The sequence below is a fragment of the Sunxiuqinia indica genome, from assembly GCF_009847015.1.
In the GTDB taxonomy this organism is placed as follows: domain Bacteria; phylum Bacteroidota; class Bacteroidia; order Bacteroidales; family Prolixibacteraceae; genus Sunxiuqinia; species Sunxiuqinia indica.
Map to the genome: position 1 here is coordinate 306040 of NZ_WVEM01000002.1, position 17556 is coordinate 323595.

The following is a 17556-nucleotide window of genomic DNA, read 5'->3' on the forward strand; positions in this document are numbered from 1 at the left end:
AGCTACTGGCATAACTTACATTCCTAATTTGCTACCTTGGAACGGTTAAACGCTAAATACACAACCGATGAACCAAAACGCCCGACTTCCAGCTTGTGAGATCCAAAAATCTACTGGACTTAGTTTTAAGGCATAAGACCCAAGATGCCAATTAAACAGAACGTGAAACACACAAGTAATATATAGCGCACCTGTATTATACACATCCGTTGAGGTGCCTTAAAAATCAAGTTAAACTCACATAACTTTAACCAAATGATATGAAAAGAATAATCTCACTTTTATTCGCATTTTGCTGCTTGCAAAGCGTTTACTCTCAATCAAAAAATGGAGAAGATACGAATACGTTTCAACCTCAATGGGGAATTGACATCGGCTTTGGAGCTAATTCCTTTTCAGGAGAAAATGACAGTTATCTAAAAGCAGCAGTTGATTTCGGAATGATCTATCAGTTAAAGGAAAAATTTCTAATTGGACTAGACCTTTCCTTTTCTTCTAAAGAAGCACATGAGGACACTGGTGTAGATGGCAGTCGAAGTTCCCATGAAAAATGGGATGGACAAGCAATCTGTACAGAAGCATATATAGGTTACAGCCTTTTTAACCGAGCATCATTGCTTGGTGGAGTTGGAGCCTGCTTCTCTAGCGAATATGAAGTTATGAGAGGATATTCAAATTTGAGTTCTTATAAAAGAGGTAGCCAAACTTTTGTTAGTCCGATAGTTGGGGTTATTTATGAATTTCCATTAGCATACTTTAATAGTTGGTATTTGAAATACGATATGGCAATTGGCGGTTATGACAGGTTTTCGTTGAGTGCAGGATTGAAATTTTAATAATAATAATAAAAGCTTAATTAAAGATGACAAATAACGCACCACAACAAATTGCAACCCGCATTGCGGGTGCAGTGCTGTGCGTTGTCTCTGCTCCTTTCTTGACCGTCATGTCCTATCGGAACCGTGCCGGATCGGATTTCAAATCCGATCCGTGTTGCCTCCGCTTCCGCGCGATTGTATCGTGCGATTATTCTTTAACACCACACGAAAGGATTCGTGCGGTAGCCGGGGGGCGGATTTTTGGGCATTGGTAAAATCGGGTAGTAGCGGGAGTACGGAAATTGCACGAACTTAAAATGAGAAATATAAACACGTGAAAATTAAACGAATAATAATACCACTTTTAATTCTCCTTGCCGGCCTGTTTATTTTCAGAAATGCAATATTGGGTAAGATTTCAAAAGGCTGGGAAAAGGATTTTTCCATCACCGAGACAACTGACTTTACGATTGACCTAAAAACCAATTCAGAAAAAGGGTGCCCTAAAAGTGGTGTTTTCTTTACAGGTGACACTCTGGAAGTATATAATTTTAAGCTTAAAGATTTAATCTATTTTATATCTTCTACAACATTAAATAGCACTGAAATCATCGGGCATGGATCTGATTCTAAAAGCCGCTATAATTTTGCTTACTACCCTAAGGATTCGGCAGGCTTTTATATGAATCACAAAATAGAGATATTATCCATTTTAGGAAAAGAATTTAATTTCACCTATCAGTATGATACAGTAAAATCTATCGTGTATAAACCAACGATTGTAAACGATAATCAACTTAAAAAGGTATCCGCTGAAAAACTGGAACGTTTTAAACTTGGAGATGATTATATACTATTTAAGGGTAATAATTTAGATGGAATATTTCGTGCTTTTGATTATAAAATCAAAGGCCTGACGATTGAGAGCGATCTAAAAGATTCTCTGTTTTACAGTTTTAAAATACCGTCGATAAAAAAAGATGAAATCATTTCATATTTATACGACGATCTGGGTATTGAATTAAGTAAAGAGGAAAAACTCATCGAGTTACTTACAATCGAATTTAATTAATAACAGCTCCGCTCCCGCGCGATTGTATCGCGCGATTATTCTTTAACACCACACGAAAGGATTCGTGCGGTAGCCGGGGTGCAGTTGCCTGAATTGATGAATACAAGACCATCCAAAATAAGAACAACTAAAAACGAACTAAATGAAATGGGAATATAAGATTGTGTATATAAACGCAAAGAACCGAACCAGCACCGGATTACCCGAAGAAATTAACGAAGAATTTGATCGGTATGGAGCTAATGGTGGGAACTTGTAAGAGTTGAACCCAAGTTAGATGGTGGATTTATGGCTTTCGGATTCGGTTGGATTCATCAAACAGTTGGCTACCTGGCATTCTTTAAAAGACCCAAATCTTAAAACCTGACGCCCTATGCACCCAGGCAAGTTGATCGCGTGATGAATATACGGGAACGGGTTTTAGGGTAAACGGAGAAATGGTGCGGCAGCGGTTTTTTGACTTTCACGAAACAGTCGGTTTTTTATTAAGTCAAAATTTCACATATACCACTATAAAGTTTTAAGAATTGTTGATATTTGGAACAAAATAAACGGAACAATGATAAACAAGAGATTTAGTTTAATAATAGCCATACTTTTGAATACCTATTTTTTAATGGGGCAAACACAACCAATTGATACGTATTGGGAAATTTCCTCCTCACAAAGCATTGTTTGGGATCTAAATAAACCGAATGTTTATCCGCATGGCGATAACATTGAGATGTCGGGGAAAAAAGTATCGGCAATTATTTATTACGATGTAAACAAGGACAGAGAACTTAAAATAAATCGTGAAATTATATATCCGCAGTTAAGAACAATTGAAGATGATTGGAGAAAATACCGCGCCTATTATAAGCAGACCTACTCTGATGAAGTTGACCCCACGATTACCATGGATCGTTTCAATTTGGTATTCAAACAAATTGATTCAGTAAAAATTGATGGAAAACTGACTTTTTATCATACCCCTGTTGAAGGAATAATGCTTAAGAGAACATTATTTCCATCAATGAATGAACGTTTGTTTGTTGAAAATTGGGAACTGACAAATAGTGGACATCATGTAAAGGAACTACAAATTGGCAACACGAACATTTTGGACGAGTTGATTGGTCATAAAGGGAAATACACGAGTCATGTTTATCATGATGCTGAGAAAAAAATTAGCCTTAGCCCCCAGTCGTCGTATAATTTCACACTTTATTTTTCTGCCGCCATCGATGATGAGCCTGTAAATGGGTTCCGGTTTGAACAAATTAAAGCGGAAAGAGATGCTTTTCTTAACACGATTAAAAATAACCTGATTCTCGAAACGTCCAATCCTGTCATCGATCAACTTTTTTATTTTTCAAAAATACGAGCTTCTGAAAGTATTTTCGAATCGAAAATGGGCTTGGTACATTCACCCGGTGGCGAAAATTATTACATTGGCATTTGGGCAAATGATCAGGTAGAATATAGCGGACCTTTCTTCCCTTTTTTAGGGTACAATACCGGCATTGAAGCTGCAAAAAATGCCTATTTAATGTTTCTAAAAAATATCCCTGAAGATTTCACGCCGATATGCTATGCATTTGAAATTGACGGAGAGTTGCCAAACTGTGGAAAAGATAGAGGAGATGCTGCCATGATTGCTTATGGAACATCGCAATTCTTAATGAGATATGCTGATGAGGATTTTGCCCGGAAGATATGGCCATTGATTGAATGGTCCGTTAACTACTGCCATAAAATGATGAATGCTGAGGGAGTTGTTTTATCGGACACGGACGAAATGGAAGGGCGAATTTCTACAGGTGAAGCAAACTTGTCTACTAATGCCTTGTATTACGGTGGACTTAAAAATGCATCTTATCTTGCAAATGAACTTGGGTATGATAGCCTGTCGGTTCTGTACTCACAACTTAGTATTGAATTGTCTGCCAATATTGAAAATTACTTTGGGTATGAGATTGAGGGGTTAAATACCTATCGCTACTTTAAAGGCAATACACACCTTCGACACTGGATTTGTTTACCTCTGGTAATGGGAATAGAAAGTAGAGCGGAGGCTACTGCTACGGCACTGCTTGACAAACTCTGGACCCCAAACGGAGTTTTAGTTGAATTGAATCCGAACACGAAAGAACCCAATGTTTTTTGGGATAGAGGAACTTTATACGCCTTAAGAGGTACATTTAAAGCCGGTTTCTTTGACAAGTCTCTCGAAAAGTTAATCAATTATTCATCTAAAAGATTAATAGGAAACCACGTTCCATACCCTGTTGAAGCATTTCCTGAAAACAATATGAAGCACCTTTCAGCTGAAAGTGCATTGTATTGCAGACTAATTATTGAAGGAATATTGTCATTTGAACAGACTGCATTTAATTCATTTAGTATAACACCGCAACTTTCAGATAAACTCCCCAGCCTAAGTATAAAAAAATTACATCTGGGGAATAATAATATTTCAATTAATCTAACCCGAATAGGAGATAAAATTGAAACGAAAATTTATCTGAATGAAGTAGAAATTATTAATAAGAGGGTTAAAAGCGGCGAAAAAGTGGAAATAGAAATTTAAATCATTAATTTTTTTTGGGTTTAATTCCCCGTCCCTTGGGGCGGTTCCGCTTTCGTCTCGTGCGTTGGCTCTTTTGATACCTCGCGGGCTTGCCCCGAGGTCGTTCATTATCACCCCCGCTTCTGCACGGTTTCATCGTATGGTGGTTAGGAGCAAAAGGCGTTCGCGGTAAAAGGTGAAATGGTTCGGCAACAGGTTTCGACTCTCACAAAACAACCGTGGACGAACAAAAAGCCGGTTGTCATCCTTCCGTTTGTTATTTTGAATGAAATTAAATTATAGTTAGTAGCATAACTTTCATGACTAAATTGCTAACTTGTAGCAGTTAAAAAAAACAAATACACGACTCATGAACCCAAACGTCCGATTTTCCTCCTGTAAAACCCCAACGTTTACTGGAACTTAATACCTAGAATCCAAGACCTGCCATGTCGGCGCATTGCCATCTAAAAGAGATAAAGAGAGAAGGAACAAGCCTTGTTGTTGCACACGAGTTATGGGCAAGCATGAACATGTTGAGCATTTTTATGAATAAAAGACGATACAACTAAATTTAAATCATTAATCTTCGAAATTACCCAATGGACAAAAAACAATCATTTAACCTGAATGCTGATTTCTTAGGTGGTTTTACCTCAATCTTTATGAAACTAGTCTTTATAATTATTGCTGTTTACCTTCTCATTTTGATCTTAAACTTCCTACGAGACAAATTCATTAATCAAGAAGCAACTAAGAAAAAGGATGATATTTCCGATTTACTAATCATCTTGAACAAATTATTCTACGTCTCTGGATTTGGATTTGTAATCGCTAATATTATTCAGTTTCTATTTTCTCAAATTCCGGTTCGGCATAGCAATATGGCATCAATGAACTTTAGAGGTGAGTGGGAATATTTGACATTTGGAATTATTATAATCTTCATTGGAGTTGGATTTAAGGTCGGGAATAAAATGTTAAAAAAGAACAGCGCTGAATAAATGTCTGCTTCGCTCTGGCGCGATTTGATTGCATGGGGAATATCCGGATAATAGTTTTCCGGTATAAGGCGAAATGGTGCAACAATGGAAATCTGAAGATTACAAAGACAAAATAGAATGACAAAAAAAACGACCTTAAGCTTTTTAATTTTACTCATTTTAGGCTTCTCCTTTTCTTTTTACACCAAATATGTAAGAAATTACATCCCGGGAATTGAGAAAACGGAGTCTGCCGGTAATCATCAAGTCACTTCTAAAAAGCTTACGTTAAGTCAGACCATCGTTTTTCTGGAGCATCATGAAGAAATAAAAAGAAAATACCTTGGAGTAACCCCGGTGAAAGGCGATGAAAATGCAAAAGCGATTAAGAAATTAAAAACAATCAATATGCTCTCTGTCACGGGAATGATCTTGTTTTTCTTTTTGTTTATTTGGCTAATGGTACGACATAGAAAGTCAAAAAGAACAAGCTTTGCTCCTGAGTAACGAATAATTTTATGGATGAAAATTTGCCGGATAGTTGAATGACCAGCTTTCTGAAACGATTCAATTTGAATAGAAATCAACAGAAATAGTAAGAGTAAGCCGATCTATATAATGAATTAATACAGACTGATTAATAAAAACTAACCTAAAAAACAGGGCACAATAACGTACTCTATCAGAGCGGAACGGGGTATTCGCCCCACTCACCGTAACGATCTGATTTACGATATGAACCATAAATTACGAATCAACTAATAACACATTTATTCCATGAAAAAAGCAGCTTCATTATTTCTTTTTATTGTATTCTCATTCTGTGTGCTGGCAGGCACAAGGGTTATTGAAAATCCTTCGTATGAGGTGAAAAATACCGGAATCTTTCATGTTTCCAAAGTTGTCTTGTCCGATACATCTACTCGTTTAAATGTTCATCTGGCATTTATACCACATTGGTGGATCCTGTTCGAGCAAGAAAAGATCTTTTTAGAAGATTCGGAGACCGAGGCATCTTTCCCGGTTGTTGGAATTGAAGGAGCAGAATTTGGGACAAAATTAGTTATGCCCGAATCCGGTGATAGTAGCGTGGTTTTAATATTTCCGGCATTGGATAAAACGATTAAAAAAGTGGATCTGAAATCATTCTCTGAACTATCCGCTGGAGAATCAATTTTTGGAATTTCCCTGGATTCCACGACAACGAAAGAGGTAAATTCGACGAATGAACTACCTGAAAATGTTAGTGCTTGGTTAAATGATGAACTGGCAAAGAATAAAAAGAAGGCACCGGTAGACTTTAATTCGCCCCAATTTTTTGACGCCGATACAGCACATTTAGTCGGATACATTAAAGGTTATGACGTTCGTTTAGGCTTTTCGACGGGAATTATTTATGCAAGTAATGATATTACAAGGGAAGACTATCCAATTGTTGTTCAGGTTTATCCCGATGGTCGCTTCGAAGCCAGCTTTCCAATGACTGTTCCTCAGTATACGAATTTGTCAATCAATAAAAGATGGATTCCATTTTATATTGAGCCAGGACAAACATTATCCATGATCCTTGATTGGGATGAATTTCTGATAGCAGACCGGAAACGAAACATCCGTTACAAAATTCAGGATATCCAATTTCAAGGTCCATTGGCAAAAATAAACGAAGACCTGGCAGCCTATGATTTTGCACCATTCGATTATAAAGCATTTCAAAAACAAGTATCGACACTTGCTCCTGAGGAATTTAAAGAGAAGCAATTGGCGGGTCTTATAGAAGCGAAACAACATGTTGAGAGCTATATCGGGAACAACGAAATAAGCGCACAGGCAGGCTCAATACTCCGGAATGGGGTTGTGCTCACGAGCGCCACCAGAATGCTGGATTTTGTAAGTAACCGAAGTTATGAAGCCAGAAAAGATTCGAGCAATGAGGTGCTGAAAATTCCGGTTTCAAGTTCTTATTATGACTTTTTAAAGGACATTCCAATGGACGACAACAGTCTTCTGGTAGCAGCGGAGTTTAGTACTTTTGTTAACCGATTTGAATATTGTGACCCACTAAGCTCTGCTCGACCAAAAAGGATAGCTCGAAGCGTGAAACCGGAAATAACTTATTACCAGTATTTTCAGGAGGAAAAAATAGAATTGACGGATGAAGAGAAAGATCTTTTAAAGCTATTATCTAAAGAAGATATGACTCCGGAAGACATTGCTGAAGTGAAAAGCAAAGAGGATCTACTTAAACGTTTCAGTGAGAAATACAAAGAAGAATTGTCTGCTTATGCAAGGAAGTACATGCTAGACAGTCGGGTGCAGAAACAGGACCATTGGAGTGCAAGCTGGCACTTAAAAGATTCGGTGTTGCAGAATGAACTTGGATTAAAATCAAGTTTGGTATATGAAATTGCAAAAATCAGATCCTTAAACTTTACATTTAAAAATTTACCGAAAGAAGAGGCCGCTGCCCATTGGGAATATCTGAAACAAGGAATTACGAACCCCTACTTACTAAAAACAGGTACCCGGCTTTTTGAGGATGCATTTCCTGATGAGCAGAAAATAGCCTACGCTTTACCTGAAGGTGTTGCAACGGAAATATTCCGAAAAATTATAAATCCGTTTAAGGGTAAAATTTTGTTTGTCGATTTTTGGGCAACCACTTGTGGTCCTTGTGTTGGTGGAATAAAAAGCATGAAAGAAACACGCGAAAAATACAAAGACAACCCTGATTTTGATTTCATTTTTATTACCGATGAACGTGGTTCACCCGAGACAAGTTATAACAAATTTGTGGAGGAACAGGAACTTAAAAATTGCTTCAGGCTATCGAAAGACGATTATAATTATTTACGCCAGTTGTTCAAGTTTAATGGAATTCCCCGTTATGTGGTCATTGATAAAGAGGGCAATGTGTTAAACGACGATTTTCCAATGCACAACTTCAAGATGGAATTGAGTAAGATCCTGGCACAGAAATAAAATCAGAAAAATAAACAAAATCCACCCAGCTGAGTGTTAAGAATTCTGATCGTTAATTTTCAAATGTAATGAATTGAAAATGTATAAATACTTCGTTTCCGTACGATTTCATCGCGTGAAGAGTAGGATCAAGGGTTTTCACGGTAAACGGTGAAATGGTGCGGCAGCGGGGGAGCTAACAACAAATTACACGAAAGCAACAGATTGGCCAGGTCAATCGATGCGGACGTTTTTCAACAGGTACTGAAAATCATCAACTAAGAAATCATGACATCTAAGTACGTTATTTTCTTCTTATTAATCCTTTTGCTAAGTTGTCGATCGAACAATGATTCCTTAAAAGCAACGTCTTTCATAACTATTTATACAGTTGCTGATGGTTTGACTCTTTTGGGAGAATCGGTGATTTCAACATCACTTTATGAAAGAGACATCGCCATTACGCCACAGGGAGATGAAATTATCTACACAATGGGAGACTATAAACAAAACAAAAGGTGCTTAATCGTATTAAGTAAAGAAAACGGGAAGTGGTCGCAACCCGAGATCATGTCTATATCAGGAAGGTACCACGATATTGAACCTTTTTATACCAACAAGGGGAACCGATTGTTCTTTGCTTCGAATAGACCAATGAATAACGATAGCACCAGAAATGATTATAACATTTGGTTTAGCGATCGAACTGAAGGTGGATGGTCGGAGCCCGAATCGCTGGACTCGATAATAAACACGACCGGAGATGAATTTTTCCCTTCGTTAAGTGAAAAAGGGAATTTATTCTTTACCGCAACACGAAAGAATGGAATAGGTAGAGAAGATATTTTTAGATCTGAGTATGAAGAAGGTAAGTTTAAATCGCCTAAACCATTGTCGGGTGCAATCAATTCGACACTTTACGAATTTAATGCCTATGTAAGCCCAGCGGAAGATCTCCTGATTTTTAGCTCATTTGGAAGAGATGATGGTTTTGGTGGTGGTGATTTATATATTAGCCGAAAAGATGAGAATGGCGAGTGGAGCCAAGCAAAAAATATGGGAGCGGTTATTAATTCTGACAAGTTGGATTATTGCCCTTTTATAGATTGGGAAAACCGGAACTTCTATTTTACAAGTGAACGAATGGCACCTGATAACCAAGAGCTGGAAAGTGTAAAATCGTTACAGCAAATAGCCAATAGTACTTTAAATGGGTTTGGTAATATTTATAAAATTGGCCTTAATGAACTCGGAACGTTCGATTGAAAAAACGGTACACAATAAACAGGGCTTAATGCGGTGTGTAATGCCAAGGATAAAGGTGAAACCTTCGGCAACGATTCGAAACTTCCGGTTGTACTTAGTTAACGATGTCGAATATTATTGCTAAGTTTAGGACATCCTTTCTGAATAATGACATAAAAACTTAATGATCATGAAAACGGTATCAACATTTGATTTATATCTGTGGAATTTATTTGTACCTAAATTAAGCGAAGAGAGTTTTAAAAACCGATTGGTCTGCTTGCTTGCGGTGTCTTATATATCGGTTTATCAATTACCAAGAAAGTGTCTCGTCAATTATTTCAGGGCTAAGGGTAGCGACATGGTCATTGATTCTGAAGCGGTGATCATGAACAACCAGGAGGTTTTAAATCAGTTAACGGAAGCAATCGCCTCATCCAAACGTAACGGATCAACAGCGGGGTCTCTTCGTATCTGCCAGACAGATGTTCACAAGCCCAATTACAAGTATTCGATCGGTTCATTTACGATTAACTATTTGATACATGATGAATCGATTGAAATAACACTAAAATCAGGATATCATTTCCAACTTAATCCCGACAGACTCACCAGACATTTGCATGGTTGGTTCCATTCACTCACAACAAAAGGGTATGCTAAAAGCTTTGAGATTAAGGGTAATCCCTGGACCACATCCTTCCCGGAATTACTTGCTGCTAAAAAGAAGAAGAAAGCTGAAAGACAGCCAAAACTTTCTTTATTGATTTGATTGCTAAGAAAATATGGAGAACCTGGATCGTTCTTCCTAAATCTTTTAATCGATAAAAACAAGACCCTTCGCTCCCGAGCGATTTTATTGCGTGGAGGGTAGGAGCAAAAGGTTTTCACGGCACAGGGTGAAATGGTGGGGCAGCAGGGGAGATAACAGCATATTACAATATAGAAACAGATTGGCCTGGAAGAGAGCGACGCACGCGAACACGTAAAAACAATAAAATGGCAAGACCAGGATCAAAAAGCGACTTACTGGAAGCCGCAAAAACAAATTATGAAAAGCTTTGGAAAGTGATTGATTCGATGACAGAACAAGAGCTAAATAAGGATTTTGATTTTTCTGACGACTTAAAGAAAAAAGAAGCTCACTGGAAACGAGACAAGAACCTGAGGGATGTTTTAATTCACCTTTACGAATGGCACCAATTGATCCTGAGTTGGGTTCAAGCTAATCTGAATGGTAGTCCATCAAATTTTCTTCCCGAACCATATAATTGGAAAACATATGGCGAAATGAATGTAGAACTTTGGAATAAACACCAAAACACAGGACTTGAAAAGGCTAAGGAGATGTTTCGAAAAAGCCATAACGATGTATTCGGACTCATAGAGCGTTTTTCGAATGATCAGCTTTTTACGAAGCAAGTCTTCAATTGGACAGGAACAACCACCCTCGGGAGTTATTGTGTGTCTGCCACTTCGAGTCACTATGAATGGGCAATTAAAAAATTACGTGCACATCTGAATAAAATTCAAAAATAAGTAATCCCGAGCCAGAGAGCCTTTGACGTGAATTAACAAATCCGGCACAGAAAAGAGAGCAAATAAAAAATAGACGCTTGAATTCTATTGACAATAACAATTATAGATATTAATAAGATGAATAGAAACCAAACTGACAAATTGATGAATGTATTATTAAAAATAGCTGCATCTTTAATTTTGGTTGGAGCAATATTTAGAATACAACATTGGGCATATGATGATCAACTATTTATGACTGGATTAATTTCAAGCTTTATTCTTGGAAGCATTGAAATTAATCGGTTGAAAAAAATAATTAAGTCAGAAAAAAACGGAAATAATAACTCAACGGACAATAAATGAAATCACTTTTATCCATTTGGGCTTCTCCAGTAAAGACATTCGAGTTCCTATCGAAAAGAGATGATTCAACAAACCGGACAATGGTTAATATTTTATCTGCGATGATTACCATCGGTGCCGTATTTCCTCAACTAAAAAATCTTTCTGAACCATTCGGAAATAACAAAATTATAGGAATATTAATCGGAATAATACTATCCGGATTGATTGGAATAATCATAGTGAGATTTTTACTAGCATTGATTTATTGGGCAATAGGGAGAATGCTGAAAGGAGAAGCAAGCAAGAAACAAATTCAATTGGTTGTAGCCTATTCGCTGATTCCATATTTAATTTACCTGGGAATTGGGCTGATCTTGATTATTCCAGCACTAATCACAAAAAACCTGGATCTAGTATTTTATCATCATCCGGTTACCTATGTTGTTGTCTGGATTCTTTCGGCACGGAACTTAATTTATGGCTTGTCATATTTCAATAAATACTCTTACGGGTATGCACTTCTAAATATTCTAATACCAGCTGGAATTTTTGAATTGATAAAATTAGTTATCAACTAAGAAAATTCGAGAAAACGATCATCGTTATATAAAATACAGAGATCAGCAGTTTTATTTAAGCGAACTGAAAGCAGAACGTTTAAATAAACAATATACCTTTAACCCACAAACGCCTAATCCTTTATACGATGAGAAATACACAATCTAAGAAAACCCTGAATCAAACGCTCAAAACACTCACTGTTGTTTGCTTACTCATGTTTTCCGTATCGGGAATGGCAGCCAAACGTAGCATTTACCAGATTAAAATTTACACGCTTGAAAACGCACAACAGGAGCAAGGTTTAGACAAGTACCTGAAAGAAGCTTTTATACCTGCGATGCATCGCGCCGGAATAAGCAGGGTGGGTGTTTTTAAGCCGGTAGAAGAAGATGAAAACGCAGGTAAATTGATGTATGTTTTTATTCCTTTTAAATCGATCGGAGAATTTGAAAAACTTGAGTCGAAGTTGAGCAGCGACAAGCAATACCAGGCAGATGGCAGCGATTACATCAATGCGGCTTTCGACCATGCACCTTATGCCCGAATTGAAAGTGTTTTGTTAAGAGCCTTTAAATCAATGCCTGAGTTTGGTGTTCCAACACACAGCACTCCTCCATCCGAAAGGATTTATGAACTAAGAAGCTACCAGGGAGCAACTGAAAAATATTATCAGAAAAAGGTAGAGATGTTTACCGATGGCGGAGAGTCACAGCTTTTTATAGATCTGGGATTTCAGCCTATTTTCTTTGGTGAAGTAATTTCAGGTCCGGTAATGCCGAACCTGATGTACTTAACGACTTTTGAGAATAAGGAAGCGCAAACAAAACGATGGGATGCCTTTCAGGTCGCACCTCTTTGGCAAACCTTAAAAGCCGACAAGCAATATGCACATACCGTCTCGCATATCGATAAGTCTTATTTACACCCAACTGATTATTCTGATTTGTAGCTGTCGATGTCGTTGCACCTAAACGTTTATTCCCCAAAAAAATTTATCGATAGATCATTGCTCTTAGCTGCAACAACATGTTATATCCCAGATAGAAAAAAATGAGGCATTTTGCCTGAGAGAAACAAACATGAAATTCAACAATTAATCATTTAAAAACTAAATCATGGGCCTTTTTACTTTCTTTCCTATTCTAATTGTTATTGTTTATTTAGCGATACTGTTTGGAATATTTTATTTGATTTATACGTGGGTGAATAAATTTATATCCTTGAAGCAGGAGCATAACGACTTGTTAAGGGAAATCGTAAGTAAGATGGACAATCATAAAAGTAGTACGCCTCAATAATTTGGTGTATTGCATCGGGGTGTTTAAGCGGCGGTCAGCAGTGAATTGTCCCATCGTCCTTCACATTCCGGTGAACAGTGATGCTCTCTGAAACCGGCTCTTCATAATGCCGATATGAACCCTATTCGTTGGTCATTTTCTGCTTCAAGACAAGATGATGGGACCTGAATGATGTTAGCCCGATAGTTGTGGATGAGAAGCCATCTCCAACGTGTTCGGTGTCTGTTTAAATTTCAACTCCGGATTATTCTTCATCCGTCGTGGCAATCTTATACAAGAACTTATCATTGCGCTGTAGAATTGCTCCTCTCAAGATCGCTGGCGTTGCTTTAAACATTCCATCCAGCTTATTTTCCGCGAGCAGATCATAATTCGGGGCTGCCGCAATCACGGTAGTTTCTCCTTTATTATTGGTGAAATAAATTGCACCGGCAGCATAAATCGGCGAGCAGTTGAAATGCCCTTTTAGCTTTTCGGTCCAATAAACCTCCCCATTGCCTGGGTTTAAACAAGTCAGTGTGCCACGCTCTTCAATCATAAACAGCAAGCTGTCTACAATCACCGGTGTCGAAGTTTGAGGAACGTGTTCATCGGTTTGCCAAACGATATGCGTATCCGTTAGGTCACCTTCCCCTGTTGGATCGACAGCCAACAGCTTTGCAAAATAGGGTGCTCCCTGAGACAGCACCCAACCTGAATTAACCAGCACCAGCCCCTTATAAAACAGAGGCATGCTTACAGCTGAATCTTCACCATAAAAGACACGCCAATTCTCCTCTCCGGTGTTCGGATTGTAGGAAATAGCGAATAGCGATCGGTTGGTAATCAGTTGATCCTTGCCATCAACCGAAATAATCAGAGGCGTTTGGTAGGACTTCCGATAAACCGGTGCAACATCTTCATAAACCTTTTCATCAGGCGTTCCGACCTGCCAAACCGTTTCACCTGTATGCTTGTTCAGGGCATAAATATTCTGCAGGTCGGTTCCTTCCAGATGAACAATCAGCAAATCCTGATAGAGGATGGTTGAAGAAGCCGCACCTTGCAAATGCTCACAGTTTAAATCAGTCCGGCTCCAGACGACCTCAAAGCTCCGCGTATCAATACAGGCTGTTCCGTAAGTGCCAAAGTGTACATAAATAAAATCTTTATCAATGCTTGGCGTTGGAGTAGCATAGCTGTTGGTGGTGTGCATCCGCTGAACCGAATCTGGTCGGTACAGCTCCAATTCCTGAATCGTTTCTCCAGTTTCAAAATCAAGACAAACAACCGAAAACCATTCCCCATAGCGATCGGCTGTCGTCATCCAAACTTGATTACCAAAGACCACGGGCGACGACCAGCCCACACCTTTTACCGGTACTTTCCATGCGATGTTTTCTGTTTCACTCCAACGAATGGGGGCTTTCTCTGATTCCGATAAGCCATTCAAATTCGTTCCACGAAAATGAGTCCAGTTTTCGGGTTGGGTTCTTGAACAAGAAAAGATGAGTTGTGCCAGCAGAATAAGCACGAAGATGCCAGAAAGAGTTGTTTTACGCATGATTAGCCGTTTAGTCGTTGTTTGATCTTTTGTCTAAAGATCGCTACTTATTCTGTTTTTCTATGCATTGTTGGCTTATAAATTTACGATTTCGTCCATACCGATCTTGCAACTCAAATCTCAATCAAGCCCGACCTGCTCCTCACTTGAATGAATACCGCAATGAGAAGAATGAACAAGACAAACAGAATAGACTTTTTTAGACTTCATTGCGAGGGAAGAAAACGGGAAAGGCTTTTGTGGCATCTGATGAAATGGTGCGGCGGAGAGGGGCAGATGCATCTTCAATCTAAAGCAAAAAAGCACCTGCTATAATCAGGTGCCTTTTCGTAAGAACATGTTAACAAATTACTTTAATAGTGATTTCGCCATTTCAGCATGACGGAGTTCATCGTCAATGATTTGCTGGATTTTGGGAAAATCGTCTTTTAAGGGCTGATAACTATCAATTGATTTCAACTCCCCTTTCTCCAACAAGCCGATTACAAAGTTATGGCCCAGTAATTTATAAAGAAAGCCCACCAGTTTTGCTTTTGTTGCTTCGGGTTTTAATACCTCATTGGTATATGATTTCAGGATTGCGGCATGTTTCCCTTCATCTGCAGCTATTTCTAAAAATACCTTTGCCCCATTGTTGTGTTTGGTAATTTTAGCCAAACGCTGATAAATAAGAACGGCATTGAGTTCACCTTGCTGAGCTCTTACTAACTTTTCTTTCTGCTCTTTTGTCATATCACGCTGTATTTTCATTCCTCAAAGAACGCGAAAAGGTTTTAATCTGCAAGCTTACTTTTATTGGACTGAGAACAGAGACAACATGCTGATGTCTGACAAACCTCCGGACACGTGCAGCAGTCTGCCTCTCAGCTGATCGAATGCACCAGCGAGGAGTGAATTGGTCCGAAGTCAAAACACCGTATCGGACGACTCAAAAACGGATGGCCGGAATTGCTCTATTTGCGGGCAAAGAGATCACACCCATGCAGCTTTTAAAGTAGGATGCACATTCCTCAAATTTTGGATTGCGAAATATCTTCATTAAATTATAGAGCTTCAACGGGAGGTCTACACCCATTTTCATGCATTGATTGCTGTTTCAAGAGAGCAGAGAGTCGTAATTTAAATTGATAACCTATGATTTTAAAGACAACTTTTAAACTCCGTTACCTACTATTACTAATCCTGTCCTTTTTTATGATGAGCTGTTCACAGAAACATAAAAACGATAAAGTCAGGTCAAAGTCTAATCCAATAGAATGGGATTTAAAGGAAATCAAAGAGGCCGGCAAATTGAGAGCCTTAACAGTTTATAGTAGCACGACCTATTTTCTCTATCGCGGGCGACCCATGGGTTATGAATATGAATTGCTGGAACGATTTGCCGAATATTTAGACGTTTCGCTTGAACTGATTGTGGTTAAAAATATGGACGAGTTATTCGAAAAACTCAATGCCGGCGAGGGCGATCTGGTAGCGCATGGATTAACCATTACCTCCCTTCGAAAAAAAGAAGTCTCTTTCACCGATTATTTATACCTCACCAAGCAGGTACTCGTGCAAAAAAAACCGGATAATTGGAGAACGATGCACTGGAATAAATTAGAAAACGCCTTGATTGAGGATCCGATGGAGCTTTTAAACGATACCGTTTCAGTACGACGCAATTCATCATATAGCGAAAGAATTGCGAATCTATCGGAGGAGCTTGGCGGACAAATTTACGTTGATACGCTTTCGGGAGAAATGGCGACAGACGAAATCATAAAAGAAGTGGCCCGGGGAAATATTGAATACACCATTGCAGATCAAAACATCGCCAGCATCATGGCTTCGTATTACCCCATTTTAGATATTGATGTTCCGGTTAGCTTTTCGCAGAGAATAAGTTGGGCAACGCGCCACAATTCACCTAATTTGCTGAAAGCTACCAATGAGTGGTTGAAAGAACTGAAAAAAGAAGTGGACTATAACGTAATTTACAACAAGTATTTCAAAAACAGCAGGGATTTCAGACGACGGGTTAAAAGTGATTTTTACAGTTTGAATAATCAGGAAATAAGTCCGTATGACGACTTGATAAAAACGTACGCTAAGGAACTAAATTGGGATTGGCGATTGGTCACCTCGCTGATCTATCAGGAATCTAAATTTAATCCGAACAACAGCTCCTGGGCCGATGCAGCAGGGTTGATGCAGCTCATGCCGGCTACAGCTGAGGAACTAGGTGTTACCGATAGAACCGACCCGGAGCAAAGTATAAAAGGGGGCACAACTTATTTAAAACAAATAAGGGAGAATTTCGAAAGCCTGGAAGACTCTATCCAGAAGATTAAATTCACGATGGCAGCTTATAATTGTGGTTTGTATCACGTGATAGATGCCCAGAGTCTTGCTGAAAAACGAGGATTGGATCCTGATGTTTGGGATGAGAATGTTGAGGATATGATTTTGGAATTAAGCGTGCCCAAAAATTATAACGATCCGGTTGTTAACTACGGTTATGTTCGTGGTATAGAACCTTATAATTATGTACGTCAAATTTTCGAACGCTACCAGCATTACACTCAGTTTGTCGATGAATGAGCAAACGGAGCTGCAATGAGGAACTTGTTTTGCAAAATAAAGTGAATGATGACATCTTCTTAAAGATGAGTTTAGAAC

General features: G+C 38.5%; 15 protein-coding genes. 13 read left to right on the plus strand and 2 right to left on the minus strand.

All coding sequences use genetic code 11. The features are described 5' to 3' along the window. Positions 1-260: 260 nt before the first annotated feature. The 12 genes from GR929_RS04605 (at position 261) to GR929_RS04660 (ending at position 13003) form a co-directional block, all read left to right on the plus strand. The gene (locus GR929_RS04605; protein ID WP_159517756.1) at positions 261-836 is read left to right on the plus strand and encodes a hypothetical protein; all 576 of its coding nucleotides are present in this window, start codon (positions 261-263) and stop codon (positions 834-836) included. Between the two features lie 316 nt (positions 837-1152). Further along, positions 1153-1890: a hypothetical protein gene (locus GR929_RS04610; protein ID WP_159517757.1), complete on the plus strand. Its 738-nt coding sequence runs from the start codon at positions 1153-1155 to the stop codon at positions 1888-1890. A gap of 559 nt (positions 1891-2449) precedes the next feature. Continuing rightward, positions 2450-4462 carry a hypothetical protein gene (locus GR929_RS04615; RefSeq protein WP_201300904.1) on the plus strand — a complete coding sequence of 671 codons (2013 nt, stop codon included), beginning with the start codon at positions 2450-2452 and terminating at the stop codon, positions 4460-4462. Positions 4463-5043: 581 nt separating this feature from the next. Continuing rightward, on the plus strand, positions 5044-5445 hold the full coding sequence (locus tag GR929_RS04620) for a hypothetical protein (RefSeq protein WP_159517758.1): 402 nt from the start codon (positions 5044-5046) through the stop codon (positions 5443-5445). 117 nt (positions 5446-5562) lie between these two features. Next, on the plus strand, positions 5563-5931 hold the full coding sequence (locus GR929_RS04625) for a DUF4158 domain-containing protein (protein ID WP_159517759.1): 369 nt from the start codon (positions 5563-5565) through the stop codon (positions 5929-5931). A 270-nt stretch (positions 5932-6201) separates the two neighbouring features. Further along, complete coding sequence (locus GR929_RS04630; RefSeq protein WP_159517760.1) at positions 6202-8403, plus strand: TlpA family protein disulfide reductase; 2202 nt, start codon at positions 6202-6204, stop codon at positions 8401-8403. A gap of 267 nt (positions 8404-8670) precedes the next feature. Then, positions 8671-9648, plus strand: a complete 978-nt coding sequence (locus GR929_RS04635; RefSeq protein WP_159517761.1) for a PD40 domain-containing protein — start codon at positions 8671-8673, stop codon at positions 9646-9648. Positions 9649-9817: 169 nt separating this feature from the next. Beyond that, complete coding sequence (locus GR929_RS04640; RefSeq protein ID WP_159517762.1) at positions 9818-10399, plus strand: hypothetical protein; 582 nt, start codon at positions 9818-9820, stop codon at positions 10397-10399. Positions 10400-10626: 227 nt separating this feature from the next. Next, positions 10627-11166 (plus strand): ClbS/DfsB family four-helix bundle protein, encoded by a 540-nt coding sequence (locus GR929_RS04645; protein WP_159517763.1) that lies wholly within the window; start codon positions 10627-10629, stop codon positions 11164-11166. A gap of 144 nt (positions 11167-11310) precedes the next feature. After that, positions 11311-11511, plus strand: coding sequence for a GldL-related protein (locus tag GR929_RS04650; RefSeq protein WP_201300905.1), 201 nt, complete (start codon positions 11311-11313; stop codon positions 11509-11511). Further along, entirely contained in the window at positions 11508-12071 is a 564-nt protein-coding gene (locus GR929_RS04655; protein WP_159517765.1) for a YIP1 family protein, read from the plus strand. Before GR929_RS04650 ends, GR929_RS04655 begins: the two co-directional genes overlap by 4 nt. A 128-nt stretch (positions 12072-12199) precedes the next feature. Beyond that, positions 12200-13003, plus strand: coding sequence for an NIPSNAP family protein (locus GR929_RS04660; RefSeq protein ID WP_159517766.1), 804 nt, complete (start codon positions 12200-12202; stop codon positions 13001-13003). Positions 13004-13596: 593 nt separating this feature from the next. On the opposite strand, the gene GR929_RS04665 is transcribed toward GR929_RS04660, so the two are convergent. Next, positions 13597-14895, minus strand: a complete 1299-nt coding sequence (locus GR929_RS04665) for an outer membrane protein assembly factor BamB family protein (RefSeq protein ID WP_159517767.1) — start codon at positions 14893-14895, stop codon at positions 13597-13599. Between the two features lie 348 nt (positions 14896-15243). Beyond that, the gene (locus GR929_RS04670; protein WP_159517768.1) at positions 15244-15627 is read right to left on the minus strand and encodes a ferritin family protein; all 384 of its coding nucleotides are present in this window, start codon (positions 15625-15627) and stop codon (positions 15244-15246) included. Positions 15628-16029: 402 nt separating this feature from the next. On the opposite strand from GR929_RS04670, the gene GR929_RS04675 reads away from it, so the two are divergent. Continuing rightward, positions 16030-17478 carry an MltF family protein gene (locus tag GR929_RS04675; RefSeq protein ID WP_159517769.1) on the plus strand — a complete coding sequence of 483 codons (1449 nt, stop codon included), beginning with the start codon at positions 16030-16032 and terminating at the stop codon, positions 17476-17478. Positions 17479-17556: the final 78 nt, after the last annotated feature.

Excerpts from the sequence above, each read along its gene's own strand:
- GR929_RS04645 (WP_159517763.1), top strand. The coding sequence starts at position 10,627 with ATGGCAAGACCAGGATCAAAAAGCGACTTACTGGAAGCCGCAAAAACA.
- GR929_RS04615 (WP_201300904.1), top strand. The coding sequence starts at position 2,450 with ATGATAAACAAGAGATTTAGTTTAATAATAGCCATACTTTTGAATACC.
- GR929_RS04665 (WP_159517767.1), bottom strand. The coding sequence starts at position 14,895 with ATGCGTAAAACAACTCTTTCTGGCATCTTCGTGCTTATTCTGCTGGCA.
- GR929_RS04630 (WP_159517760.1), top strand. The coding sequence starts at position 6,202 with ATGAAAAAAGCAGCTTCATTATTTCTTTTTATTGTATTCTCATTCTGT.
- GR929_RS04640 (WP_159517762.1), top strand. The coding sequence starts at position 9,818 with ATGAAAACGGTATCAACATTTGATTTATATCTGTGGAATTTATTTGTA.
- GR929_RS04655 (WP_159517765.1), top strand. The coding sequence starts at position 11,508 with ATGAAATCACTTTTATCCATTTGGGCTTCTCCAGTAAAGACATTCGAG.
- GR929_RS04675 (WP_159517769.1), top strand. The coding sequence starts at position 16,030 with ATGATTTTAAAGACAACTTTTAAACTCCGTTACCTACTATTACTAATC.
- GR929_RS04605 (WP_159517756.1), top strand. The coding sequence starts at position 261 with ATGAAAAGAATAATCTCACTTTTATTCGCATTTTGCTGCTTGCAAAGC.
- GR929_RS04660 (WP_159517766.1), top strand. The coding sequence starts at position 12,200 with ATGAGAAATACACAATCTAAGAAAACCCTGAATCAAACGCTCAAAACA.
- GR929_RS04625 (WP_159517759.1), top strand. The coding sequence starts at position 5,563 with ATGACAAAAAAAACGACCTTAAGCTTTTTAATTTTACTCATTTTAGGC.
- GR929_RS04635 (WP_159517761.1), top strand. The coding sequence starts at position 8,671 with ATGACATCTAAGTACGTTATTTTCTTCTTATTAATCCTTTTGCTAAGT.
- GR929_RS04650 (WP_201300905.1), top strand. The coding sequence starts at position 11,311 with ATGAATGTATTATTAAAAATAGCTGCATCTTTAATTTTGGTTGGAGCA.
- GR929_RS04620 (WP_159517758.1), top strand. The coding sequence starts at position 5,044 with ATGGACAAAAAACAATCATTTAACCTGAATGCTGATTTCTTAGGTGGT.
- GR929_RS04670 (WP_159517768.1), bottom strand. The coding sequence starts at position 15,627 with ATGACAAAAGAGCAGAAAGAAAAGTTAGTAAGAGCTCAGCAAGGTGAA.